Origin of the sequence: Methylobacterium aquaticum (assembly GCF_016804325.1) — a bacterium.
In the GTDB taxonomy this organism is placed as follows: domain Bacteria; phylum Pseudomonadota; class Alphaproteobacteria; order Rhizobiales; family Beijerinckiaceae; genus Methylobacterium; species Methylobacterium aquaticum_C.
Genome location: NZ_CP043627.1, coordinates 4179924 through 4203469, shown reverse-complemented (window position 1 = coordinate 4203469; position 23546 = coordinate 4179924). Strand labels below are relative to the sequence as shown.

23 protein-coding genes are annotated in these 23546 nt (G+C 71.7%); 11 read left to right on the top strand and 12 right to left on the bottom strand.

The features are described 5' to 3' along the window. Positions 1–11 precede the first annotated feature (11 nt). From F1D61_RS19160 to F1D61_RS19145, 4 genes are all read left to right on the top strand, one after another. Positions 12–785, top strand: a complete 774-nt coding sequence (locus F1D61_RS19160) for an SDR family NAD(P)-dependent oxidoreductase (protein ID WP_203153232.1) — start codon at positions 12–14, stop codon at positions 783–785. A 364-nt stretch (positions 786–1149) separates the two neighbouring features. Next, a complete protein-coding gene (locus F1D61_RS19155; RefSeq protein WP_203153231.1) occupies positions 1150–3273 on the top strand; it encodes a putative bifunctional diguanylate cyclase/phosphodiesterase in 2124 nt (707 codons plus the stop codon). A 91-nt stretch (positions 3274–3364) separates the two neighbouring features. After that, on the top strand, positions 3365–3769 hold the full coding sequence (locus F1D61_RS19150) for a dihydrofolate reductase (RefSeq protein ID WP_203153230.1): 405 nt from the start codon (positions 3365–3367) through the stop codon (positions 3767–3769). A gap of 120 nt (positions 3770–3889) precedes the next feature. Further along, on the top strand, positions 3890–4360 hold the full coding sequence (locus tag F1D61_RS19145) for an NUDIX hydrolase (RefSeq protein ID WP_203153229.1): 471 nt from the start codon (positions 3890–3892) through the stop codon (positions 4358–4360). A gap of 16 nt (positions 4361–4376) precedes the next feature. Here F1D61_RS19145 and F1D61_RS19140 read toward each other — a convergent pair whose 3' ends face one another. After that, the gene (locus tag F1D61_RS19140; RefSeq protein ID WP_203153228.1) at positions 4377–4892 is read right to left on the bottom strand and encodes an AAA family ATPase; all 516 of its coding nucleotides are present in this window, start codon (positions 4890–4892) and stop codon (positions 4377–4379) included. Between the two features lie 199 nt (positions 4893–5091). Between F1D61_RS19140 and F1D61_RS19135 the strand changes: the two genes are divergently transcribed. Continuing rightward, positions 5092–5262, top strand: coding sequence for a hypothetical protein (locus F1D61_RS19135; protein WP_165082330.1), 171 nt, complete (start codon positions 5092–5094; stop codon positions 5260–5262). A 10-nt stretch (positions 5263–5272) separates the two neighbouring features. Here the strand turns inward: F1D61_RS19135 and der are convergent, their stop codons facing one another. The 3 genes from der to F1D61_RS19120 form a co-directional block, all read right to left on the bottom strand. Next, complete coding sequence (gene der, locus F1D61_RS19130) at positions 5273–6619, bottom strand: ribosome biogenesis GTPase Der (protein ID WP_203153227.1); 1347 nt, start codon at positions 6617–6619, stop codon at positions 5273–5275. Between the two features lie 103 nt (positions 6620–6722). Continuing rightward, positions 6723–7523 carry a tetratricopeptide repeat protein gene (locus tag F1D61_RS19125; protein ID WP_203159154.1) on the bottom strand — a complete coding sequence of 267 codons (801 nt, stop codon included), beginning with the start codon at positions 7521–7523 and terminating at the stop codon, positions 6723–6725. A 140-nt stretch (positions 7524–7663) separates the two neighbouring features. Continuing rightward, positions 7664–8263, bottom strand: coding sequence for an NnrU family protein (locus F1D61_RS19120; RefSeq protein ID WP_203153226.1), 600 nt, complete (start codon positions 8261–8263; stop codon positions 7664–7666). 100 nt (positions 8264–8363) lie between these two features. On the opposite strand from F1D61_RS19120, the gene F1D61_RS19115 reads away from it, so the two are divergent. Continuing rightward, positions 8364–9518 (top strand): hypothetical protein, encoded by a 1155-nt coding sequence (locus F1D61_RS19115; RefSeq protein ID WP_203153225.1) that lies wholly within the window; start codon positions 8364–8366, stop codon positions 9516–9518. Positions 9519–9548: 30 nt separating this feature from the next. Here F1D61_RS19115 and F1D61_RS19110 read toward each other — a convergent pair whose 3' ends face one another. Continuing rightward, positions 9549–9971: an EamA family transporter gene (locus tag F1D61_RS19110; protein ID WP_246775412.1), complete on the bottom strand. Its 423-nt coding sequence runs from the start codon at positions 9969–9971 to the stop codon at positions 9549–9551. Positions 9972–10143: 172 nt separating this feature from the next. On the opposite strand from F1D61_RS19110, the gene F1D61_RS19105 reads away from it, so the two are divergent. The 3 genes from F1D61_RS19105 to F1D61_RS19095 all read left to right on the top strand — a co-directional run bounded on the left by F1D61_RS19105 (position 10144) and on the right by F1D61_RS19095 (position 13937). After that, positions 10144–11325 (top strand): cupin domain-containing protein, encoded by a 1182-nt coding sequence (locus tag F1D61_RS19105; protein WP_203153224.1) that lies wholly within the window; start codon positions 10144–10146, stop codon positions 11323–11325. 258 nt (positions 11326–11583) lie between these two features. Continuing rightward, positions 11584–12582 carry a LysR family transcriptional regulator gene (locus tag F1D61_RS19100; RefSeq protein ID WP_203153223.1) on the top strand — a complete coding sequence of 333 codons (999 nt, stop codon included), beginning with the start codon at positions 11584–11586 and terminating at the stop codon, positions 12580–12582. Between the two features lie 17 nt (positions 12583–12599). Then, positions 12600–13937, top strand: coding sequence for a globin-coupled sensor protein (locus F1D61_RS19095; protein ID WP_203153222.1), 1338 nt, complete (start codon positions 12600–12602; stop codon positions 13935–13937). 138 nt (positions 13938–14075) lie between these two features. Here the strand turns inward: F1D61_RS19095 and F1D61_RS19090 are convergent, their stop codons facing one another. Then, positions 14076–15836 carry a methyl-accepting chemotaxis protein gene (locus tag F1D61_RS19090; protein WP_348649363.1) on the bottom strand — a complete coding sequence of 587 codons (1761 nt, stop codon included), beginning with the start codon at positions 15834–15836 and terminating at the stop codon, positions 14076–14078. Positions 15837–16384: 548 nt separating this feature from the next. Between F1D61_RS19090 and F1D61_RS19085 the strand changes: the two genes are divergently transcribed. Then, entirely contained in the window at positions 16385–16627 is a 243-nt protein-coding gene (locus tag F1D61_RS19085) for a hypothetical protein (RefSeq protein ID WP_203153220.1), read from the top strand. Positions 16628–16637: 10 nt separating this feature from the next. Here the strand turns inward: F1D61_RS19085 and F1D61_RS19080 are convergent, their stop codons facing one another. From F1D61_RS19080 to F1D61_RS19055, 6 genes are all read right to left on the bottom strand, one after another. Then, positions 16638–16967: an L-rhamnose mutarotase gene (locus F1D61_RS19080; RefSeq protein WP_203153219.1), complete on the bottom strand. Its 330-nt coding sequence runs from the start codon at positions 16965–16967 to the stop codon at positions 16638–16640. 12 nt (positions 16968–16979) lie between these two features. Then, positions 16980–17801 (bottom strand): amidohydrolase family protein, encoded by an 822-nt coding sequence (locus F1D61_RS19075; protein ID WP_203153218.1) that lies wholly within the window; start codon positions 17799–17801, stop codon positions 16980–16982. Between the two features lie 4 nt (positions 17802–17805). After that, positions 17806–18804, bottom strand: coding sequence for an aldo/keto reductase (locus F1D61_RS19070; RefSeq protein WP_203153217.1), 999 nt, complete (start codon positions 18802–18804; stop codon positions 17806–17808). 255 nt (positions 18805–19059) lie between these two features. Continuing rightward, a complete protein-coding gene (locus tag F1D61_RS19065) occupies positions 19060–19995 on the bottom strand; it encodes an ABC transporter substrate-binding protein (protein WP_203153216.1) in 936 nt (311 codons plus the stop codon). A gap of 45 nt (positions 19996–20040) precedes the next feature. Further along, positions 20041–21072, bottom strand: a complete 1032-nt coding sequence (locus F1D61_RS19060; RefSeq protein ID WP_203153215.1) for an ABC transporter permease — start codon at positions 21070–21072, stop codon at positions 20041–20043. 1 nt (position 21073) lies between these two features. Further along, entirely contained in the window at positions 21074–22645 is a 1572-nt protein-coding gene (locus F1D61_RS19055; protein WP_246775411.1) for a sugar ABC transporter ATP-binding protein, read from the bottom strand. Positions 22646–22827: 182 nt separating this feature from the next. Between F1D61_RS19055 and F1D61_RS19050 the strand changes: the two genes are divergently transcribed. Continuing rightward, positions 22828–23529 carry a FadR/GntR family transcriptional regulator gene (locus F1D61_RS19050; RefSeq protein WP_203153213.1) on the top strand — a complete coding sequence of 234 codons (702 nt, stop codon included), beginning with the start codon at positions 22828–22830 and terminating at the stop codon, positions 23527–23529. Positions 23530–23546: the final 17 nt, after the last annotated feature.

Genomic DNA, 23546 nt, shown 5'->3' with positions numbered 1-23546 from the left:
CAAGGCCCCCGATGTCCGACATCCTTCTCCCCGCCAAGCCCCTCCCCGCCAAGCCCCTCGCCGACCGCATCGCCGTCGTGACGGGTGCCTCGCGCGGCATCGGCCGCGCGGTGTCCCTGGCGCTGGCCGAGGCCGGCGCCCACGTGATCGCGGTCGCCCGCACGCAAGGCGCCCTCGAGGATCTCGACGACGCCGTCCGGGCGGCGGGCGGCTCCGCCACCCTCGTCCCCCTCGACCTCTCCGACTACGACGCCATCGACCGCCTCGGCGCCGCGATCAACGAGCGCTGGGGCCGGCTCGACGTGCTCGTCGGCAATGCCGGCGTGCTCGGCAAGCTGATGCCGCTCGGGCATGTCGACCCGAAGGTCTGGGCGAACGTGATGGACGTCAACGTCACGGCGAACTGGCGCCTGATCCGCTCCCTCGATCCGCTCCTGCGCCGCTCCGATGCGGGGCGGGCGGTGTTCGTCAGCTCCGGCGCGGCCTCGTCGTGCCGGGCCTATTGGGGCCCCTACGCGGTGTCGAAGGCGGCGCTCGAGGCGCTGGTGCGGACCTACGCGGCCGAGACCGAGACGACCCCGGTGCGGGCGATGCTGCTCAATCCCGGCCCCTTGCGCACCGCGATGCGCAAGGCCGCGATGCCGGGCGAGGATCCGGAGACCCTGCGCACCCCGGAGGACCTGGCGCCCCACATCGTGCGGCTGGCGAGCCCGGACTGGACCGGGAGCGGGACGATCTTCGACTTCCCGACCGGCCGGGTGCTGACGCCGCAGAAGCCGGCCTGAGCCAAACCCCTCTCGCGACACGCCCGCTGCACGACGCCGCCACGGCGGTGACGAACGGGCGTGTCGCGGTTTGCGACGCCGCAACGATGGCGCCGCGCATGCCGTACGGTCCGGCGCCCCGCACCCGACGGTCACGGCGAAATACATGTTTTGTGTCTTTCACCGGCGCCTCCGCTTCCGCGAAGAACATTTTTCCGCCTTCGCGGGAAACACGAATGTGGCTTTTTGTCCTGACCGTACCGTTGCGACCCTTACGGCAGCGTAATTTAGGACCGCGTTAGGAAACTCCTGCCCACCAAGGACCCGTAAGAACATCATCGCGCCGAACTTTGCCGGGGTTCGGCCGCATCCGGGACAGGCAGCCGTGACCGCAACGACCGACGTCCTGTACCGCCTGCTCGTCCAGGGCGTCACGGATTACGCGATCTTCATGCTCGATCCCGACGGGATCGTGGTGAACTGGAACGACGGGGCCGCACGGATCAAGCGATACGCTGCCGGCGAGATCGTGGGCCGGCACTTCTCCTGCTTCTACGGATCGGAGGATCGGGCCGCGGGCGTGCCGGAGGCCGGCCTGCGCCAGGCCCGGGAGACCGGGCGCTTCGAGGCGGAAGGCTGGCGCTACCGCCGCGACGGGACGGCGTTCTGGGCCCTCGTCGTCATCGACGCGATCCGGGACGAGGACGGCCGCCTCCTCGGCTTCGCCAAGATCACCCGCGACCGCACCGAGAAGCGGGCGCAGGAGCTGCAGATCCTGAAGGCCAAGGAACTGGCCGAGCGCCATCGCGACGAGCTGGCCGCCACGACGGACTTTCTCGACAGCGTGGTCGCCACGATGCCGTCGAGCGTCATCGTGCAGGACGCGACGACGGGGCTGATCCGGCTCGCCAACCGCCAGGCGACGACGCTGTTCTGCGGCTGCGCCGGCGCGCTCGTCGGCCGGCCGGCTGAGACGGCCCTGCCGACCGCCGTCGCGACGCTGCTGAAGCGCGCCCTCGCGACGACCGGCAATCCATCGCCGTCCACGATCGTCCTCGAGGCGCCGGTCGCGACCGCCTGCGGTCCGCGCACGCTCCGGATGCGCGCCCTCGCGATCGCCGGGCGCGGCGAGCAACCGGTCCACGGCCTGCTCATCGCCGAGGATGTCAGCGAGGCGCATGCCGCGAACGTGCGGATCCATCACCTCGCCCATTACGACATGCTGACCGGCCTAGCCAACCGCGAGCTGTTCCGGCAGCGGCTCGGCGAGGCCCTGGCCGCGGCCGCCCGGGCGGCGGGCACGGCGGCGACCGGCACGGCGGTGCTGTGCCTCGACCTCGACGGCTTGAAGTGCATCAACGACGATCTCGGCCACCCGGTCGGCGACCAGCTGCTGCGCGTCGTCGCCCGGCGCGTCCAGGAAGCCCTGCGCCCGGGCGACACCCTGGCGCGCCTCGGCGGCGACTCGTTCGCGGTCGTCGTCCCGCTCCTCGCGGCGGAGGCGGAAGCCGAGGCCCTGGCCGAGCGCCTGGTCGCCGCGGCGCGCGAGCCGATCGAGATCGACGGCCAGCGGATCGTCGCCGGCCTCAGCATCGGCATCGCCCTCGCGCCGGCCGATGCCGACGGCACCGACGGGCTCCTGCGCGGCGCCGAGCTCGCGCTCGACGAGGCGAAGCGCAGCGGTCGCGGCCGGCCCGTGCGCTTCCACGGCGCCCTCGCGGCCTCGGCCCGCCGCCGCCGCCTGATCGAGACCGACCTGCGCGGGGCGATCACCCGGCGCGAGCTCGGCCTGCACTACCAGCCGATCGTCCGGGCGGAGGACGGCGAGACCGTCGGGTACGAGGCGCTGCTGCGCTGGCATCACCCGTCGCGCGGCCCGATCTCGCCCCTCGAGTTCATCCCGGTCGCCGAGGAGACCGGCCTGATCCACGAGATCGGCGCCTTCGTGCTGCGCGAGGCCTGCCGGGAGGCGAGCGGCTGGACGAGCGGCCGCAGCGTCGCCGTCAACCTGTCGCCGGTGCAGTTCCGCCACGCGGGGCTCGCGGCGCAGGTCGCCTCGGCGCTCGCCGCCTCGGGCCTGCCCGCCGACCAGCTCGAACTCGAGATCACCGAATCGGTTCTGCTCGACGCCTCGTCGAACAACCTCGCGCTGCTGGGACAGATCGGGCAGCTCGGGACGCGGATCGCGCTCGACGATTTCGGCACCGGCTACTCGTCCCTGAGCTACCTGTGCGCGTTCCGGTTCGACAAGATCAAGATCGACCGTGCCTTCGTGAGCGGGGTCTGCGACAGCCGCGAGGCCCTGGCGGTGGTGCGGGCGATCACCGGGCTCGGCCGCAGCCTCGGCATCGCCACCACCGCGGAGGGCGTCGAGACGCCGGACCAGGCCGAATGCCTGCGCCGCGAGGGCTGCACCCAGCTCCAGGGCTATCTCTACGGCAAGCCGATGCCGGCCGGCGCCCTGCCGGAATACGACACGATCAGGAAGGCCGCGTGCTCCGGCGCGTGAGCCTCCCTCCTTCGGCCGGCTGGCCCTCGGAGGGGCAAAGGGTCTATCAGGGGGCGGCGCCCGGACGGCGCGGCCGGGGGACGACGAGCCGATGATCGACGTGCGGGCGATGTGCGCCATCGGGCAGCGGGGCCAGCTCGGCCTCCACGGGCGGCTGCCCTGGGAGGGCAACACCGATCCGCTCTACGTCGAGGACGTGACGCGCTTCTTCGCCGTGACGCAGGGGCACGTGCTGATCGCCGGCCCGAAGACCATCGAGGCGGTACCGGACTTCGCCTTCAAGGACCGCACCATCGCCATCATCCGCTCGCACGAGGACCCGCGAATGGTGCTGGCGCGCTATCCCGGCCGGCGCATCTATGTCGGCGGCGGCATCGCGGTCTGGAACGTCTACGCGCCGTTCATCCAGCAATGGGACATCACCCGCCTGCCCTATGACGGCGAGGCCGACCGCTGGTTCGATCCCTCCTGGCTGGTGGGGCGGGGCCGGGACTAGAGCATTTTCCGACGAAGTGGATACCGGTTCGTCGCAGAAAATGCGGCAAAATCAACGACCTAGAGAGCTTCGCGATTGCAGCGCGATCGTGAAGTGCTCTAGACGCCGGGGAGAGGGCGGATGACCGTCTGGCGGCCCGAAGCGCGGATCCGGTTCAAGGCGCTCGGCCTGCCCTGGCGCGGCAACCGCCTGCTCGCCGCCGAGGTCACGGACGACGACGGGACCGTCAAGGGCGTCCGGCCGCTCGGCGGCGGCGTCGCGTTCGGGGAGACGGCGCGGGACGCGGTGATCCGGGAGTTCAAGGAAGAGCTCGGCCTCGACGTCGAGACCGTCGGGCCGCCCTTCTTCCTGGAGAGCCTCTACACCCACCACGGGCACCTCGGCCACGAGATCGTCGCCCTGTTCGAGATCCGCCTGCCCGAGGGATGCTTGGCCGAGGGATGCTTGGCCGACACGGACTTCATCGACTTCCGCGAAGACGATGGCGCGCCATGCCGGGCGGCGTGGTTCAACATCGATGCGCTCGATCGTCCCGGTGGGCCGGCGCTGTATCCGGCGGGATTGCGGGATCGGCTGATCCGCCTGCGCTAGCCTGCCGAGCACCCGCTCATGGTCTGTCCCCTGCCCCGGACCATCGCGAGGCGAAAGCGGCCGCCTCGTCGCGGGTGCGCAGACGGACCTTGGCGCCGGCGAAGGCGTCATGGATCCGCCGGTGGCCGGTGAACGACGACGAGGTGGTCCGGGCCCGATATCCGTCCGCCCAGGCCAGCAGGTCCCTCTGGTCGTCCAGGGTCATGCCGCGCCGCAGGCCGCGGGCGAGCAAACCCTCCCGGCAGACCTCCCACGGGAGATCGAGCCAGATCAGCAGGGTCGCCCGCGCGAGCGCGACCTGGGACAGCCAGCCGTAGACGCCCTCGATGATCCAGGCATCGCTCGCCGCGATCCCGGCGACGCGCTCCCGGGCCTCGTCCTCGTCGCGCTTGACCCCGTCGGGATGCCAATGGACGAGGTCGAGGTCGTGGACCGGCACGGACAGCGCCGTGCCCAGGCACTCGGCGAGCGTGCTCTTGCCCGAGCCGCTGTTGCCGATGACGACCCAGCGGGTGGGGAGAGGAGGAGCCATCCCATCACTCTCGCATCGCCCCGGCCGGGTTTCCACCTTCCGACCGGGGAGATCAGGCGACGGCGAAGTCGCGGTCCCAGTCGGCAAAGCTTTCTCGGGCCTGGACGATTCGGCCTGCCGCTCGGTCATTGGCGGTCGCCAAGGCGGACGGAACGCGGTAGATCTGTCGGTAATCAGGCAAGACGGGGGTGTTCAGGCGATGAGCGAATCCACCGACCGGTTCAAGCGTGCGCCCAAGCGCAAGTCCGCGCAGGCGCGCACCCTCACGGTGTCGCCGGAGGCCAAGGCGGCCTACGAGAAGCTGATCCGCGAGAAGGAGGAGCGCGAGGCCTACGCCCGCAACCTCCCCGCCGACCAGAGACCGCGCTGAGCCTGTCGCCCTACTCGCTCTTGTCGAACGGGTTCTTCGAGGTCCGGAGCGACAGGCGGATCGGCACGCCCGGCAGCTCGAAGGCCTCGCGCAGGCTGTTGACGAGGTAGCGGGTGTAGGATTTCGGCAGCGCGTCGAGCTGGTTGCCGAACAGGGCGAAGTGCGGCGGGCGCGACTTCACCTGGGTGGCGTAGCGGATCTTGACCCGCCGGCCGGACACGGCCGGGGGCGGGTTGGCCTGCGTCGCCTCGCTCAGCCACTGGTTGATCTTCGCGGTCGAGATGCGGCGGTTCCACACCTCGGCGGTGGAGGTCACCGCATGCATCAGCTTGTCGATGCCCTCGCCGGCCAGCCCCGAGAGCGGCACCACCGCAGCACCCCGCACCTGCGGCAGCAGGCGGGTGGCCTTCTCCCGCAGGTCCTTCAGGAGGCCCGGCTGGTCGGCGACGAGGTCCCACTTGTTGAGACCCATCACGAGGGCGCGCCCCTCCGACTCGACCAGGTCGACGATGGTCAGGTCCTGCTTCTCGAACGGGATGGTCGCGTCGAGGAGCACCACCACCACTTCCGCGAAGCGCACCGCGCGCAGGCCGTCCGAGACCGCGAGCTTCTCCAGCTTGTCGTCGATCCGGGCGCGGCGGCGCATGCCGGCGGTGTCGTGCAGCTTGATCCGCCGGCCGCGCCACTCCCAGTCGAGCGAGATCGAATCGCGGGTGATGCCGGCCTCGGGGCCGACGAGCAGCCGGTCCTCGCCGAGCATCCGGTTGATCAGCGTCGACTTGCCGGCATTCGGGCGGCCGACGATCGCGACCTTGAGCGGCTTGCCCTCGCCGCCCTCCTCGTCATCGTCGTCGTCCTGCTCCGGCAGCACGGCTTCCAGCGCGTCGAGGAGGTCGCCCATGCCCTCGCCGTGCTCGGCCGAGAGCGGGACGGGATCACCGAGGCCCAGCGCGAAGGCCTCGTAGGCGCCGGCCATGCCGGCCCCGCCCTCGGCCTTGTTGGCGAGCAGGATCACGGGCTTGTCGGCCCGGCGGACCAGCTCGGCGAAGGGCTGGTCGGCGGGCAGGAGGCCGGCGCGGGCATCGATCACGAACAGGACCGCGTCGGCCTCGGCGATGGCGGCCTCGGTCTGGGCGCGCATCCGGCCGGCGAGCGAATCGGCCTCGGCCTCCTCCAGCCCCGCGGTGTCGAGGATGCGGAAGCGCAGGTGGCCGAGGCGCACCTCGCCCTCGCGCCGGTCGCGGGTCACGCCCGGACGGTCGTCGACGAGGGCGAGCTTGCGGCCGACGAGACGGTTGAACAGCGTCGACTTGCCGACGTTGGGACGCCCGACGATCGCGACGATGGGCATCGACATGGAGGTCTTCCTAAAAATAGCAGCGGGCGGGCACGCCGCGAGGCGCGCCGCCCTGTCGAGATGATGATGATGCGGGACGAAGGGGTCCCGCGCCATGGGGTTTTTAGCGCGTCGCGGGAGCCGGAGCCTCGGGCGCGGGCGCCTCGGGTGCAGCCGTCGCCGGAGCCTCCTCGTGGTCGGGCGCGGCCGTCCCGAGGAAGGCCGGCGGCCGCGGCGCGGCCGGAGCCGGGGCGGCGGCCGCGGTCACCTGCACCGCGCCGCCGGCCACCAGGCCGACATAGATCTCGAGCCGCTGGCGCAGGCCCGCCGGGGTCTCGCGGTCGGCGGCGATCTGGTCGAACCAGCGGCCGGCGCCCTCGAAGTCGCCCTTCCTGAGCGCCACGAGGCCCAGCGTCTCGCGGGCGGTGTGGCGGAAGGCGTTCGACGGGGCGGCGAGGCTCTGGAGGCTGTTGAGCGCACCCGCATCGTCCTTGTCGACGAGGAGCAGCGCCCCGCGCAGGCGGGCGAGGTCGCGCAGGGACTGGCCGACCGCATTGTCGTCGGCGATGGCCGCATAGGCCTTGGCGCCGGCCGCCGGATCGGCCTTGCCGGCCTCGGCCGCGGCGCGCAGGCGCGCCAGCAGGCGGTAGCCGAACGGCGCCTCGGCGGCGACGCCCGCGAAGGCCTTCTCGGCATCCTCCGGCGTGCCGTCCTTGGCGCGCCGAAGCGCCTCCTCGAAGCGCTGGCTCGCGGCCTCGGCCTGCTGGGCCTGCGCGTGCTGCCAGTAGCGCCAGCCGCCGACACCGAGCACCACCAGCACCGCGAGACCGATGAACACGCCGCTGTAGCGCGACCAGATCTGGGTCAGGCGGTCGCGCCGGTACTCGTCGTTGACCTCGCGGATGAACTCGTTCTCGCTCATGATCTTCTTATGGCTCGCCGCCACCCGAGGAACCGGTGGGCTCTTCGCCGCGACCGTGCGACAGGGCCGGTCGCGTAGCACAGTCCCGGCGGGAAGTCAGGCCCGGCGACGAATCGGGTCATGCCGCGAGTCAGGTCATGGAGTCAGGTCATGCCTTGGCCCGGCCAGACCGCGACGCCGATCAGCCAGGGATGCAGCACCCGGGCGAAGACGAACCAGGCCGCGACGCCGATCACCACCGCGAGCGCGTCGTTGCGCCAGCCCGCAGGCGCCACGACCGGGCCCCCGTGCGGCTTGACCTCGTCGCGACGCTTGGCGCTGATCCGCGCCATCACCGCCCAGGCCAGGATCGCCCCGAACAGGATCATCGAACCGAGATCGCCGTTGGCCAGCAGATGCGCGGTGGCCCAGATCTTCACGCCGAGCAGCATCGGGTGCTTCAGGCGCGCCTTGATCCGCCCCGGCAGGTAGGCGGCGACGAACGCGATGAAGGCGAGGAGCACCAGCAGCAGCGCGAGGTGGCGGGTCCAGACCGGCGGCGACCACACCGCGATCATGCCCTCCGCCCGGTACTGGCCGTAGCCGTAGCCGAGCAGCACGAGGCCGAGGAGCGACGCGACCGAATAGCCGATCTTGTAGGGGCCCTCCCCCACCCGGGCGATCAGGGCGGCGCGGGGGCCGCGGGCCATCGTGAAGGCGTGCGTGCCGAGGAAGAGCACGAGGCCGGCGATCAGGAGGAACATCGGGGGAAAACCCTCACGAGAACGGCCGGACTCGGCGACGGCCGAAAGCAAGCCTCAAGCACTCTTGGGCAGGCTCGGCCGCGAAGTCCAGGGATGCCGCATGCTCCTCCGCCTCCTCCTCGCGTGTCTCTGCGTCGCGGCCACGCTGAAGCCTGCCGCCGCCGAGCCGCCGCTCTCGGCCCTGACCCTGATCGGCGCGCCCCGCACCGTCTTCACGCCCAAGCGCGACGCCTGCGACGGGCACGACGTGCCGGACGCCCCCGCCCGGGCGTTCCGCGAGGCCGATGGCGGGATCGTGCTGTTCGGGATGCATTATCGCAACCGCGCCTTTCGCGGCCGCGACTTCGACAGCTTGAAGCTCGACTGCACGGTGGTGCTCGATTCCGCCTTCAAGCCGGAGCCCGAGGCCTTCGACGACCGCACCTGGATCACCGCCACCTGGACCGAGGACGGCAGGCGGGTCGAGGCGCTGCTGCACGAGGAATACCACGCCGACGAGCACAAGCGCTGCCGCACCACGGGGACGCTCGCCTGCTGGTACAACGCGGTGCTCGCCGCCCGCTCGAGCGATGGCGGGCGCAGCTTCACCCGCACCGCGCCGCCGACGGTGGTGGCGGCGGCCCCCTTCCGCCAGGAGGTCGAGCAGGGCCGCCACCGCGGCTTCTTCAACCCCTCCAACATCTTCGCCGACGGCCGCTTCCGCTACTTCTACGCCTCGACCACCGGCTGGACCGGCCAGCCCTTCGGCGTCTGCCTGTTCCGCAGCGACGACGTGACCGATCCCGCCCGCTGGCGCGCCTTCGACGGCAAGGGCTTCACCGCCCGCTTCCCCAACCCGTACCTGAAGGGTGCGAAACCCGTCGGGTCCTGCGCGCCGGTGGCGCCGTTCCCGGCCCCGGTCGGCTCGGTGAGCCGCCACCGCGGTACCAAGGCCTGGATCGCTTTGTTCCAGGCCGCCGCCGGCGGCGTCTTTCCCCGCTCCGGAATCTACTGGACCACGTCGCGCGATCTCCTCGCCTGGGACGCGCCGCGCCTCTTGATCGCCGGGTCCACCCTCTACGACGACCCCTGCCAAGCCGGCGGCGAGCTCGTCAGCTATCCCTCGCTGATCGATCCCGCCGCCCCGGGCCGCAACTTCGACACGGTGGGGGACACCGCGACGCTCTACTACGTCACGCTCAAGACCAGGGGCTGCGAGGTCACCTCGGAGCGCGACCTCGTGCGGCGGCAGGTCTCGATCAAGGTGTGGCCGTGACGGGCGACCTCGGGGAGCCGGGAGCCCGCCTCATCCCCGCCAGGTCAGAAGATAAGCCCCCACCACGACCAATCCCACCCCAAGCCAGTTCACCTCCGACAACCGCTCGCCCAGGAGCGTCGCGCCGAACACCGCCACCAGCACGATCGACAGCTTGTTGAGGGTCGCGACCTGCGCCGCGCCGCCGACCTTGAGGGCGCGGAAGTAGCAGGCCCAGGACCCCGCGGTGGCGAGCCCCGATAGGCTGAGCAAGCCGAGGTTGCGCCCGGTGAGCGCCCGCAGGGCCTGCCACTGGCCGGTGGCGAGGCAGAGCGCCCCGAGCGCCACCAGGATCACCACCGAGCGCATGAAGGCGGCGGCGTCCGATTCCGCGCCGACGCTGCCGGCCCGGGCCAGCACGGCCGTGATCGCGGTGAACAGGGCCGAGACCAGCGCCCAGATCTGCCAGGACATCCGCACTCCCTCCCCTTCGTCGTCCGGCATCATGAATGCCGGCCATGCGGGGATGCCGACAATGCGTTTCACGCGCGCACCGCCCTGCTCCAGCTTGCCGCGCCAAGGCCCGACGGGCCGGGAACGAGTGGTCGGCGAAGGCCGTCCCGTCATTCGTGAAGGGGGAAGCACCATGGACCAGACGCGGCGGCTGTTTCTGGGGAGCGCGGCGCTCGGCGCCGGCATGATGGCGACGGGCGCGAAGGCCCTCGAGCACGACCACGGCAATCCGGGCGACGGCGGCTACGGCCGGCAATCGGTGTCGCTGCCGCCGGGGGCGAAGGTCGCCTACCACGATCCGCAGGATGTCGGGGCGATGCCCGATTTCCGCTTCTCGCTCGACGGCAACCGCCCGAAGGTGACCTCCGGCGGCTGGGCCAAGGAAGCCACCGTCCACCAGTTCCCCATCAGCAAGGGGATCGCGGGCGTCCACATGTTCCTCGAGCCCGGCGCCTCGCGCGAATTGCACTGGCACGCCATCGCGGCCGAATGGGCCTACGTCATCGACGGCCGCTGCCAGACCGTGGTGCTCGATCCGTCTGGTGCCAGCGAGATCAACAACTACGAGCCCGGCGACCTCTGGTACTTCCCGAAGGGCCACGGCCATTCGATCCAGACCATCGGCGACAAGCCGTGCCACTTCATCCTGTCCTTCGACAACGGCGCCTTCTCGGAGCACGGCACGTTCTCGATCACCGACTGGATCGACGTGACGCCGAAGGACATGCTGGCCCTCGATTTCGGCCTGCCGGCGAACGCCTTCGACGCCTTCCCGAAGGGCGAGGCCTACATCCAGGCCGGCCCGGTGGTGCCGGTGTCGGACGCCCTCGACGCGCCTTGGCCGAAGGAATCGACCCACAAGTTCCGCCTGCTCAAGGACCCGCGGGCGGTCCGCGAGTTCGACGGCGGCACCTTCCGCCTCGCGACCGTCGACGAGTGGCCGATCCAGAAGACGATGTCGGGCGGGGTGATGACGATCCGGCCGGGGCAGATGCGCAAGCTGCACTGGAACGTCAACGCCAACGAGTGGCACTATTACCTGGAGGGCAAGGGCCAGGTGGCCCTGTTCGGCTCGGGCGGGCGCGGGAAGGTGGCCGAGTTCAAGCCCGGCGACGTCGCCTACATCCCGATGGGCTTCGGCCACGCGATCAAGAACACCGGCGACGAGGACCTGGAGATCGTCCAGACCTGGGACAACGGCAAGTTCGAGGAGATCGACCTCGATACCTGGATCAAGTCGAGCCCGCGCTACCTCCTGTCGAACAATTTCTCGGGGGTGCCGGGCGAGACGCTGACGAAGATGAAGCAGGGGTAAGGCGAAGCAGGTCGCGACTCGGGCGCCTGAACCCTCCCCCATTGCGGGGGAGGGTGGCCTGCGGAGCAGGCCGGGAGAGGGGACGCCGCTTCCGGAGACGTCGCGACCGTCACAAAGGGCGCCACACCCGGCATCGTCGCGCTGCCCCTCTCCCGGCCCCTGCTGACGCAGGGTCCACCCTCCCCCGCAGAGGGGGGAGGGTTGATCCGTCGCGCTCCGCCTATCCCCCGCCCCGCCGCTCCGCTACAACCCGCGCCCGTGAACTGGGACGCGTTCGACTTCAAGCTCCTCATCGTGTTCGACGCGATCATGCGCGAGCGCCACGTGACGCGCGCGGGCGAGCGGCTGGGCCTGAGCCAGTCGGCGGTGAGCCACGCGCTGCAGCGGCTGCGCCGGGCGCTCGACGACGAATTGTTCGTGCGCGGGCCCGAGGGCATGAGCCCGACGCCCCGGGCCCTCGACCTCGCCGGGCCGGTGCGCCGGGCGCTGGCCGAAATCGAAGGCGCCCTGCACCAGGACCGGTTCGATCCCGCCACCTCGACCGCGCGGTTTCGCCTGGTCCTCAACAACACCGCCGCCGTGGTGCTGGCCGCTCCGATCGCCGAATGGATCGGGAGCCGGGCGCCTCGCCTGAGCCTGCACATGAGCCCGAGCGGCACCGTGCGGGTCGACGACCTCCTGGATCGCGGCGACGTCGATCTCGCGATCGTCGCGCCCGGCCGGGTCGAGGGCGAGCGCTTCGGCACCACCACGCTGATCCGGGACGGGTTCGCCGTCGTCGCCCGGCGCGGGCATCCGGGCCTGGCCGCGCCCCTCACCTACGCGCGCCTGGCCGAGCTGTCGCACCTCGTCGTCTCCTCGACCGGCGACGATGTCGGCTTCCTCGACGGCATCCTGGCGAGGCGGGGCCTGCCGCCGCGCCGGGTCGCGATGGCGGCGCCGTTCCTGTCGGCGGCACCGATCCTCGCCCGCTCCGACCTGGTGGCGGTGATGGCCGAGCGGATCGCCCGCACCCTCGCCATGGTGCATCCGGTCGCCTGCGCCGCTCTGCCGGCGGATCCGGACCTGCCGGTCACCCGCTCGGCCCTGGTCTGGGCCCGGCGGGTCGAGCGTCATCCCGATCATGCCTGGCTGCGCCGGCAGATCGCCGACTGCGCCCGCAGCCTCGCGGCCGGTCCTCATCCCGATACCGAATCGTCCGGTGGATCGGCGGTAACCGAAAATTATCGCGACAACTCGCATAAGTTGCACACCTGAATAGGTGCAACTGAGCCATGGATCAGACGCTCGTCGCCGCCGCGCAAGCCCGGCGCTTCGCCACTTTCGGCCTTACGGACGACGACGTCGTCCGGCTGCGCAGCCTCGGCGGCTTCGCGCGGGAGCGCCTGCCGGGGCTTCTCGCCGACTGGAACGCCCGCTTCGCGGACTGGCCGGAGATCCAGGAGACCCTGCGCGATCCGGACGTGCACGCGGCCCGGGTCGCCCATTGGATGCGGGTGGTGAGCGGCGATTTCGGCCCGGACTTCACCGCCTCGGCCGAGCGCCTCGCCTCGGTCTTCTATGCCAGACAGGTGCCGGCCTACGCGGTCGCGATCTGCCATGCCACGGTGACGGCGGGCCTTGCCGAGGCGCTGGGCCTCGGCGGGCCGCGCCGTCTGTTCGCGGGCAAGGACGCGGCGGCGCTCCAGGGCGCGCTCACCCGGGCGGCCTGGCTCGACCTGGAAGTGCTGCTCGAGACCTACGCGCAAGCCGAGCAGGCGAGCCGGCGCAGCGCCACCGCCGCCCTGGCCCAGGCCTTCGAGGCGCGCGTGCTCGCGGCGATCGGCGTGGTCGCCGACCGGACCCGCGCCCTCGACGGCACCGTCGGGGCCTTGTCGCGCAACGCCGCGCACTCGACCGAGGCGGCGACCGCCGTCGCGGCGGCGGTGATCGAGGCCTCGGCCGGCACCGAGCAGGTGGCCCGCTCCGCCGAGCAGCTGCGCGCGGCGATCGCCGAGATCGCCGGCGAGGTCGGCCGCTCCCACGCGGTGGCGGCGGATGCGGTGGCGCAGTCCGATGCGGTGGCCGCGCAGGTCGCATCCCTCGCTGGGGCGGTGGCGCAGATCGGCGAGGTGGTCACAATGATCTCGTCCATCGCCACGCAGACCAACCTGCTGGCGCTCAACGCCACCATCGAAGCCTCGCGCGCCGGAAGCGCAGGCCGCGGCTTCGCGGTTGTCGCCGCGGAGGTGAAGGCCCTGGCCCAGCAGACCGCCCGCGCCACCGGGACGATCACCGGGCAGATCGACACCATGCGGGCGGCGGCGGACGGCTCGGTCGAGGCGATCGCCCGCATCCGCCGGACGATCGGCCAGGTCAGCGAGAGCAGCGCGATGATCAGCGCCGCGGTCGAGGAGCAGAGCGCCGCCACCGCCGAGATCGCCCGCAGCACCCGCGACGTCAGCGCCGGCACCGACGAGGTCGCCCGCCTGATCGACCGGGTGCGCGAGGATGCCGGCGGCACCGCCGAGGCCGCCACCCACGTCGCCGACACCACCCGCGACCTCGGCCGGCAGGCGGAGGCGATGAGCGCGGCGGTGGGCGTGTTCCTGGGCGAGATCCGGGCGGCGTGACGCGAGAGCCGGCATCCGGCCGGGTCTTTCTCGAAGAGCGGACTTCGAAACCAGGCGCCCCCGCCACCTTGGCCGCGGCGGGGGCGCGATCGATCGGATGGCGGGGCGAGACGGGCACGTCCCGCCCCGCATGCCGCGTCAGGCCGCCTGGATGTCGCGCAGGAAGCCGTCGACCTCCTGCTTGACGGTGAGCGACTGGGTGGCGAGCTCGGCCGCCGCCATCAGCACCTGCGAGGCGGCGCTGCCGGTCTCGCCGGCCGAGCCGAGGACGCCGGCCATCGCGGCGCTCACGTCCTGGGTGCCCCGGGCCGCCTGCGAGGCGTTGCGCGAGATCTCGGTCGTCGCGGCGGTCTGCTCGGTCACCGTGGCGGCGATCATGCCGCTGATCTCGTTGATGGCCGCGATGGTCTGGCCGATCTGTCCGATGGCGCCGGCCGCCTGGCCGGTGGCGGCCTGGATCGCCGTGATCTGGCCGCCGATCTCGACCGTCGCCCGGGAGGTCTGGGCGGCGAGCTCCTTCACCTCGGCGGCTACGACCGCAAAGCCCCGTCCCGCCGCACCGGCCCGCGCCGCCTCGATCGTGGCGTTGAGCGCGAGCAGGTTGGTCTGGTCGGCGATGGCGGTGATCGTCGCCACGGCGGCACCGATCTGCGTGGCGGCGGCGCTCAGGCTCGTCATGGCGGCATCGGTCGCCGCGGCCTCGCGGGCGGCCGTGCCGGCGACCTCGTTCGAGCGCAGCACCTGCCGCTCGATCTCGTGGAGCGAGGACACCATCTCCTCGGCCGCCGCCGCGACCATCTGGACGCTGGCGGAGGCCTGCTCGGCGGTGCCGCTGGAGGCCTGGGCCTGGGTGCTGGTGGTGTCGGCGACGCCCGTCATGGTGCGGGCGGTGGCGTCGAGTTCGGTCGCGGCCGAGGTGACGATCTCGAGCGCGCCCGCGACCCGGTGCTGGAAGCCCCGCACCAGCTGATCGACCCGGTCGGCGCGGCGCTCGCGGGCGGATTGCTCGTCGCGCTGCTGCTCCTCGAGCGCGATGCGGGCGATGGCGTTCTGGCGGAAGACCTCGACCGCCTGGGCCATCTCGCCCATCTCGTCGCGCGCATCGCGGGACGGCACGGCGAGGTCGGTCTCTCCGTGCGCCAGCCGCTTCATCGCCGCGGTCATCCCGCCGATCGGCCGGACGATGCCGCGGGCGATCAGGACGGCGAGGCCGCCGCCGAGGACCAGGGCGACGGCGATCAGGGCGAGCTGGATCGCCCGGGTCCGCGCCGCCACGGCCTGCGTGGCGGCCTCGCTCTCGGTGACGGCCGTCTCGATCCGGGTCCGCACGGCGGCCGCCGCCGTCTCGATCGCGGCGGCATGGGGCTTGATGCCGGTGGCGAACGCCGTCTCGCTGTTCGCCAGGGCGGTGGCGAAGGCGTGGAAGGCCGTGGCGTAGGCGGCGAGCGCCCGGTCGACGGCCAGGATGGGCTGGGCGAAGGTTCCCGCCGGATCGAGCCCGCGCATGGCCTTGAGCGCCGCCTCCGCCTTGGCGGCGTTGGCGGCGAAGGTCGCCGGGCCCTTGGCGTCGCGCACGGCGAGGAAGCGCCAGTTGGCGACGCGGACCAGCAGCATCGCGCCCTCGGTCACGGCCGCCTGCAGGATCTGGGCGTCGTTGCCGCGGGCGCGCATGTCGGCCACCAGGGCGGAGGTCGCCCGCGTCAGCTCGTCGCCGCCGGGGAACAGGGTCGCCTTCGCCTCCGCCATGGCGCGGCCGGCGGCGATCAGCCGCTCGAGTTCCGGCGTCAGCTGGCGCGCATGGTCCCGCAAGCCTTCATAGAGCTTGCGGCGCTCCTCGGAGACCGCGACCTCGGCAAGATGCTGGCTGCTCTCCTCGATGGTCTCCCGCGCCCGCTGCATCGAGACGATCTTCGCGGGATCGGGGGCGAGCTTGTACTGCTCGGATTCGCCCGTCAGCGCGGTCGACGCCCCCTGGACCGCCAGGACCTTGCGGGCGACACTCTCGAGTCTGGCCCTATGCTCGTATTGATCGCGAATTTGCGATTGCTGACTGATCGAAAAACCGCCTATCGCAGCGGAGATCAGGACCAATGAACCAAATCCGGCATAAAGCCGCGTACGAATCATGAAATTCCCAAGCATCGCCGCATCCGCCCGCCACCAATTGACGATACCATGAATGCACCGATGTTAAGTATCCGTTACGTTTCTGACCTTGAGCAATTCATGGGGCAGCGAAGGATCGGGGGCCATTCGGCTGCGGCCTCAACGTATTCGCCGCGATTCGCCCCCGGTGGTCCCGGGGCGATGCCGGGCCGAAGCGCCGGATGCGGCTTCGTCCGGACGCCTCGCGGCACCGCCGCGGAAACCCTTCGGCCCGGTTCGGGGTTGCCCGCCGGGCGGCCGGCTCGGAGCCGGCACCCGCGATCCGGAGCGACACCGACACCATGAGCGAACAGCGCGACGTGACCACCCCGGACGGCACCGCCTGGACCTGCATCGAGGCGCTCGCCGACATGCCGGAGGCGGCGAAGGACAAGCTCGCCAGCCCGGGGCGTCGGGCGGTGGTCTGCACGCCGTCGGGCGGCGCGCATTCGGTGCGGCTGTCCCTCGCCGAGGCGTGGCAGGCGATGCCGGAGGCGGACCTCGCCGCCGCGATCCAGGCGGGACTTACCCGCGGCGACGGGTGAGCGCGGCCGCTCAATCGTGGTGGAACACCTCTTCCATCATCGCCCACCACTCGCCCTCGGCGCGGCTCTCGAAGGGCCGCTGGCACGGGATGGTCAGGGTCCACCATTCCTGGTTCTTCGCGTCGGCCGCCATTTTGGCCATGTCGGCCGCGAAGTCGGTGCCGTGGTATTCCCAGGTGCCGAACAGCAGGTTCTCCGGCTCGCGCAGGAAGATCGTGTAGTTGCGGATGTTGCAGCGGCCGATGAGGTCCAGCACCTCCGGCCACACCGCCTCGTGCAGGCGCTTGTAGGTCGCGATCTGGTCCGGGTTCACGCCGATGACCATGCCCATGCGTTGCATCTCAGCCGCTCCTCACGCGTGATCGAGTTTATAGAAGGAGATCGCATTGCCGCCGAACACCGCGTCGTGATCGGCGGGCGGCACCAGGTCCCGGCATTGCCGCAGCCAGCCCTCGTAGGAGCCTGCGAGGTTCAGCACCGGCCAGTCGCTGCCCCACAGCACCCGGGCGGGCCCGAACAGGTCCAGGATCGCCTCGGCACAGGGGCGCACGGCCTCCGCCCCCCTCGTCCCCGCCTCGGTCAGGAGGCCGGAGAGCTTGCACCGGACGTTGGGCCGGGCGGCGAGCGCGGCCATCGCCTCGCGCCATCCGGGCGTGCCGCCCGCCGCGATCTCCGGCTTCGCGCCGTGATCGACGACGATGCGCAAGGTCGGATGGCGGGTGGCGAAGGTCAGCAGGGCGTCGAGCTGGCGCGGCCGCACCAGGGCGTCGAAGGCGAGGTCGTGGGCCACCATCGCGTCGACGGCCGGCGCGAGGAGAGGGTCGGCGATCCAGGAATCGTCCGGATTATCCTGCAGCATCGGGCGCAAGCCCTTCAGGTGCGGGTCGCGGGCGAGCCGCGCGATGGCTGCCGGCGCGTCCGGCGCCTTCAGGTCGGTCCAGCCGACGACGCCGCGGATGACGGGCGCGCGGGCGGCGAGTGCCAGCATCGCATCCGTCTCGGCCTCGTCCTCCAGGGTCTGGACCAGCACGGTGCCGTCGATGCCGCCGGCGGCGAGCATAGGCGCCAGGTCGCCGAGGGTGAAGTCGCGGTGGATCGCCGCGAGGTCCGGCGGCGGCCACTGGCCGGCCCGGTCGGCGATGCGCCAGAGGTGGTGATGGGCGTCGATGCGCATGATGTCAGACCGGGGCGGCTTCGTGGATCAGGCCGCGCGCCTTCAGCCGGGCCCAGAACCCCTCGGGGATCGGGTCCGCGAACCGGGCGGCGTTGGCCTCGACCTGCGCGGCGTCGCGGGCGCCGGTGACGACGGTGAGGGCGGCCGGATGCAGCAGGGGGAATTGCAGCGCCGCCGCCTCGAGCCGCACGCCCTCCTCGGCGCAGGCCGCCCGCAGGGCTTGCGTCCGGGCCACGAGGGCGGGGGGCGCCTCGGCGTAGTTGTAGGTGTTCTGCCCGGCGAGCAGCCCGGAATTGAAGGCGCCGGCCACCGCGATCCCGATGCCGCGGCGGGCGCATTCGTCCATCAGCGTCAGGCTGTCCTGCTCCAGCAGCGTGTAGCGGCCGGCGAGCATACAGAGGTCGAGATCGGCCACCTCTATGGCCTCGGCGACGATCTCCCACTCGTTGACGCCGAGCCCGATCGCCCGCACCGCCCCCTCCTCGCGCAGCCGTGTCAGCGCCCGGAAGCCGCCGCCCGCCGTCAGTTGCTCCCAATGATGGGCGTGGCGCTCGCCATGGGTGACGCGGCCGATATCGTGGACGTAGAGGATGTCGGGGTCGAGGATGCCGAGGCGCTGCCGGCTCGCCTCGAAGGAGCGCAGCACGCCGTCATGGCTGTAGTCGAAGGCCGGGCGGAAGGGCAGCGGCTCGGCGTAGCCCTCCTCCATCGCGCCGACGCTCGGGTCGGGCACCATCACGCGGCCGACCTTGGTGCTGACGACGTAGGCGTCGCGCGGCTCCTCGGTGAGCAGCGTGCCGAGACGGCGCTCCGCGCGGGTGAAGCCGTAGAACGGCGCGGTGTCGTAAGTGCGCACGCCCCGCTCCCAGGCCGCCCGGAAGGCGCCGGCGGCCTCGTCGAGGGTCGTCGCCTGGAACAGGCCGCCCATCTGCGCGCCGCCGAGCCCGAGGGCGGTGAGGGTCAGCCCGGTGCGGGCGTGGCGGCGGGGGGTGGCGGGGTGCATGGGGGTCCTTGGGGATAGGGGTAGCGGATCCGGTCGGGTGAGCCGGCGATGGCGGCCGTCGCAAACCCTCCCCCTTTGCGGGGGAGGGTGGCCTGCGGAGCAGGCCGGGAGAGGGGACGCGGCTTCCGGAGAGGTCGCGACCATGGTGACGAGCGCCAACCCAGAATCGTCGCGCTGCCCCTCTCCCGGCCCCTGCTGACGCAGGGACCACCCTCCCCCGCAGAGGGGGAGGGTTCATACGCTCGTGCGACGCGCTCAATACAGCACGTTCTTCGCGTCCTCCGTCCCGATATTCTCCTTCGTCACCAGGACCACGCCGGTATCGATGAACTTCTCCACCTTCTGCCTGGCGAGCACCTTGGCGACCGTCGCGACCCCCAGTTCCCCCATCCGGAACGAGCCCTGGACGACGATCGCCGCCAGGGTTCCGTCCTTGACGAAGTCCTGGAGGTCCTGGTTGCCGTCGAAGCCGACGGCGGCGACCTTGTCGGCCCGGCCGGCCTGCTTGAGGGCCCGGCCCATGCCGATGGCGGTGGGCTCGTTGGCGCCGAAGAGGCCCTTGAGGTCGGGATGGGCGGCGAGCACGTCGGCGGTCTGGTTCAGCGCCGTCGCCATCTGGGATTGCGAGTAGTACGGCCCGACGATCCGGAGCTTCGAATGCGCCTTCACGTAATCGGTGAAGCCGCCGACGCGGCCGACCTCCGAGCCGGTGCCGGCGACGTAGGACATCACCGCGATCTTGCCCTCCGGGCCGGTCCGCTCGATGAGGGCGCGAGCGGCCAGTTCCCCGGCCTTGCGGTTGTCGGTGGCGAGGAACGACTGGTAATACGCCTCCGCCCCCTTCGCGAGGCCGGAATCGAGGATCACCACCGGGATCCGCGCCTCCCAGGCCTTCTTGACCGCCGGCACCAGGGCGTCGGGATCGGAGGGCGCCAGCACGATGCCGGCGACGCGCCGGTTGACGGCGTTCTCCACCATGTTGACCTGGTCGGCGATGGCCGATTCGGCGGCCGGGCCCTGGAAGGTCAGGGTGTGGCCCTGCACGTCCTTCATGGCGGTCTCGGCGCCCTTCTGGACGTTCTGCCAGAAGGTCGAGTTCACCGTCTTGACGATCACGGCGATCTCGCCGGCCTTCGCCGGGATCGCGGCGAGAAGTCCCGAGACGAGCAGGGCGGCGGCAAACGCTTTCATGGGGTCCCCTCCAAGGTCGGCGCCGGGTTTCTCCCGGTCGCCCTGTCAGCGGCGGTTGCGGAGCTGGTCGATCCATACGGTCAGCAGGATGACGAAACCGATGATGATCTGCTGGGTGAAGGCCGAGACCCCGTTCATGTTGAGGCCGTTGCGCAGGATGCCGATCACGAAGGCACCGATGACGGTGCCGGAGATCGTCCCCACCCCCCCGGCGAGCGAGGTGCCGCCGATGACCGCGCTCGCGATGGCGTCGAGCTCGTACATCACGCCCTCGTTCGGCTGGGCGGTGACGAGGCGGGACATCAGCACGCAGCCGGTGAGCCCGGCGAGCAGCCCCGAGAGCACGTAGGTGAAGGTCACCACCCGGTCGACCGCGACGCCCGACAGCCGCGCCGCCTCGGCGTTCGAGCCGACCGCGTAGACGTGGCGGCCGAGCACCGAGCGCCGCAGCGCGAACGCCACCACGACGGCGAGGCCGGCCATCAGCAGCACCGGATAGGGGATGCCCGGGAACACCACGTCGGGAAATCCGTCGTCGCCGACCCGCACGATGCGCAGGAGCGCGCCGTTGCCGAGTTCGCCGAAGCTCTCGCCGAGCCCTGAGACCGCCCGCGCCCCGGTGATCTGGAGGGCGAGGCCGCGGGCGATCAGCATCATGCCCAGCGTCGCGATGAAGGGCGGCAGCTTGAGCCGCGTGACCACGAGCCCGTTGACGAGGCCGCAGAGCCCGCCGACGCCGATCCCGACCAGCATGGCGAGCGGCACGGGCAGGCCGACCTCCTTGACGCAGAGCGCCGCGACGACGCCGGCGAGCGCCAGCACCGAGCCGACCGAGAGGTCGATGCCGCCCGCGATGATCACGACCGTCGCGCCGAGGCCCAAGAGCGCGATCGAGGTGACCTGGAGGCCGATGCTCATCCCGTTGCCGAGCGACAGGAAGGCGGGGCTCGTGAGCGAGAACGCCGCCACCAGGGCGACGAGGCTGCCCAAAGCCGCGAATTTCTGGATCAGGTCCTTCTGCCGGTCGGACAGGCGCCGGCGCGGGACGGCGACGGGAGGGTTCAGGCCAGCCGACATCTCAATGCTCCGTCCCGAGGCCCGAGGCGTGATGCATGATCTCCTCCTGATCGGTGCGGGCGGTGTCGAGGATGCGCACGAGGCGACCGCGATGGAACACCGCGACGCGGTCGGTGAGCCCCAAGATCTCGGGCAGTTCCGAGCTGATCAGCACCACGCCGATGCCCCGGGCGGCGAGCCGATCCATGATCGTGTAGATCGCGAGCTTGGCGCCGACATCGATGCCCCGGGTCGGCTCGTCGAACAGCATCACCTTCGCGTCGCGAAACAGCCACTTGCCGATGATGATCTTCTGCTGGTTACCGCCCGACAAAAGCCGCACCGGCTGGTGCAGGGACGGCGTCTTGATGCCGAGCCGGTCGACGTAGTCTCGCGCGGCCGCCGCGTGGCGGTCCGCGTCGATCAGCCCGAGCCGGTTCGCCACCGCGCCGAGATTGGCCAGCGTCAGGTTGGCGTCGACCGGCATCTTGACCGCCAACCCTTGCGCCTTGCGGTCTTCCGACAGGTAGGCGATGCCGGCCGCGATCGCGTCGCGGGGATTGCGGATCGCGAGCGGCCGGCCCTCCAGGGCGATCGTGCCGGATTCGAGCGGATCGGCCCCGAACAGGGCGCGGGCGACCTCGGTGCGGCCGGCCCCCATCAGCCCGGCGAACCCGAGGATCTCGCCGCGGCGCAAGCTGAAGCTCACGTCCCGGAAGGCACCGGCGCGGGTGAGCCCGGCGGCCTCCAGGATCACGTGATCGGTCGGGACGGAGGTCCGCTCCGGGAATTTCTCGTTGAGGGCGCGGCCGACCATGCGGGCGACGATCCCGTCGATGGTGGTGGCGGCCAGCGCGTCGGTCGAGACGTGGCGCCCGTCGCGGAGCACCGTCACCCGGTCGACGATCTCGCGCATCTCGTCGAGGCGGTGCGAGATGTAGACGATGCCGACGCCCGCCGCCTTCAGGTCGCGGATGACGGCAAACAGCCGCCGCGCCTCCTGCTCGGTCAGGGACGAGGTCGGCTCGTCCATGATGAGCAGTTCGGCGTTCAGCGACAGGGCCTTGGCGATCTCGACGAGCTGGCACTGCGCCACGGGCAGGTCGCGCACCAGCGCATCGGGGTCGATGGCCGCACCGAGCCGGTCGAGGCAGGTCCTGGCGCCGGCCCGCAGGACGCGCCGGTCGACCAGGAAGCCGCGCCTCGGCTCGCGGCCGAGGAAGATGTTCTCCGCCACCGTGAGGTGGGCCACCAAGTTGAGCTCCTGGTGGATCATCGCGATCCCGACGGCCTCGGCCTCCAGCGGCGAGGCGAAGCGGCGCTCGGCGCCCTTGTAGAGGAGACGGCCGGCGCTCGGGGCGTGGACGCCGCTGATGATCTTCATCAGGGTCGACTTGCCGGCGCCGTTCTCGCCGCAGACGGCATGGACCTCGCCGCGGCGCAGGTCGAAGTCGACGCCCGCGAGCGCCCGCACGCCCGGGAATTCCTTGACGATGCCGGATAGCGACAGGAGCGGCCCGGAGCGCTCCGGCGCCCGGCCGCGTTCGGTCGCGAGGCCGTCGGACGCGGCCGCGTTCTCTGCGCCGTCGAGCACGGCAACAGCCCTCCCCAGGGCGATTCGTTTCTTTCTGCCTGCAATCGTTATCAGGTTCGGAAGATTGGTAAAGCCACTTTCATGACCCTGCGAGAGAGGCTTGCGGACAGCAGGGGCAACGGGCAGCATGATCCGGCATAGTGGTCAGGCCAGTTCCGGCCGGGCCGGTTCGGAGGCGGGGGATGAGCGCGGGCAGCCCGGTCGAAGGCCGGCTCTACCAGCAGGTGGCCGACCGGATCCGGGCGCTGATCGAGGCCGGCGGCCTCCGGGCCGGCGACCGCCTGCCGGCGGAGCGCGAGCTGGCCCAGCAGCTCGGCGTCTCCCGTCCCTCGTTGCGCGAGGCGCTGATCGCGCTCGAGATCGATGGCACGGTCGAGATCCGGATGGGGTCGGGCATCTACGTCCAGGCGGGCAAGGACGCGGGCAAGGGTACTGGTCGCACGGCGCCGGCCGGCGACAGCCCGGAGGAGGTGATGCAGGCCCGCGCCGCCCTCGAAGGCGCGGTCGCGGCGCTCGCCGCCGCCCGGATCACACCCGAGGCCCTGCACGCTCTACGCCGGGCGCTCGACCGCATGGGCACCGAGATCGCGGAGGGACGCGCGCCGCTCGACAGCGACCGGCTGTTCCATCTGGCCGTCGCCGAAGCGACCGGCAACAGCGTGCTGACCCGCCTCGTCGCCGGCCTGTTCGATGCCCGCCACAGCCCGATCGCCGCCCGGCTGCGCAGCCGCTTCGATTCCCCCGCCACCTGGGCCCTGGCGCTGGCCGAGCACGAGGCGGTGCTGGCGGCACTGGAGGCCCGCGACCCGCTCCGGGCCCAGGCGGCGATGCACGGGCATCTCGAGCACTCGACCCGGCGCTGGCTGGAGGGGGAGCCGCGGTGAGGGGCCGGTCCCTCGGC

Coding starts and splice junctions, on each gene's coding strand:
- F1D61_RS19050 (WP_203153213.1), top strand. CDS start 22,828: ATGAGCGCGGGCAGCCCGGTCGAAGGCCGGCTCTACCAGCAGGTGGCC.
- F1D61_RS19090 (WP_348649363.1), bottom strand. CDS start 15,836: ATGCAGCGGGCGCGGGAGACCATCGAGGAGAGCAGCCAGCATCTTGCC.
- F1D61_RS19135 (WP_165082330.1), top strand. CDS start 5,092: ATGAGCGAATCCACCGACCGGTTCAAGCGTGCGCCCAAGCGCAAGTCC.
- F1D61_RS19160 (WP_203153232.1), top strand. CDS start 12: ATGTCCGACATCCTTCTCCCCGCCAAGCCCCTCCCCGCCAAGCCCCTC.
- F1D61_RS19065 (WP_203153216.1), bottom strand. CDS start 19,995: ATGAAAGCGTTTGCCGCCGCCCTGCTCGTCTCGGGACTTCTCGCCGCG.
- F1D61_RS19150 (WP_203153230.1), top strand. CDS start 3,365: ATGATCGACGTGCGGGCGATGTGCGCCATCGGGCAGCGGGGCCAGCTC.
- F1D61_RS19080 (WP_203153219.1), bottom strand. CDS start 16,967: ATGCAACGCATGGGCATGGTCATCGGCGTGAACCCGGACCAGATCGCG.
- F1D61_RS19075 (WP_203153218.1), bottom strand. CDS start 17,801: ATGCGCATCGACGCCCATCACCACCTCTGGCGCATCGCCGACCGGGCC.
- F1D61_RS19145 (WP_203153229.1), top strand. CDS start 3,890: ATGACCGTCTGGCGGCCCGAAGCGCGGATCCGGTTCAAGGCGCTCGGC.
- F1D61_RS19095 (WP_203153222.1), top strand. CDS start 12,600: ATGGATCAGACGCTCGTCGCCGCCGCGCAAGCCCGGCGCTTCGCCACT.
- F1D61_RS19140 (WP_203153228.1), bottom strand. CDS start 4,892: ATGGCTCCTCCTCTCCCCACCCGCTGGGTCGTCATCGGCAACAGCGGC.
- F1D61_RS19120 (WP_203153226.1), bottom strand. CDS start 8,263: ATGTTCCTCCTGATCGCCGGCCTCGTGCTCTTCCTCGGCACGCACGCC.
- F1D61_RS19070 (WP_203153217.1), bottom strand. CDS start 18,804: ATGCACCCCGCCACCCCCCGCCGCCACGCCCGCACCGGGCTGACCCTC.
- F1D61_RS19115 (WP_203153225.1), top strand. CDS start 8,364: ATGCTCCTCCGCCTCCTCCTCGCGTGTCTCTGCGTCGCGGCCACGCTG.
- F1D61_RS19105 (WP_203153224.1), top strand. CDS start 10,144: ATGGACCAGACGCGGCGGCTGTTTCTGGGGAGCGCGGCGCTCGGCGCC.
- F1D61_RS19110 (WP_246775412.1), bottom strand. CDS start 9,971: ATGTCCTGGCAGATCTGGGCGCTGGTCTCGGCCCTGTTCACCGCGATC.
- der (WP_203153227.1), bottom strand. CDS start 6,619: ATGTCGATGCCCATCGTCGCGATCGTCGGGCGTCCCAACGTCGGCAAG.
- F1D61_RS19060 (WP_203153215.1), bottom strand. CDS start 21,072: ATGTCGGCTGGCCTGAACCCTCCCGTCGCCGTCCCGCGCCGGCGCCTG.
- F1D61_RS19085 (WP_203153220.1), top strand. CDS start 16,385: ATGAGCGAACAGCGCGACGTGACCACCCCGGACGGCACCGCCTGGACC.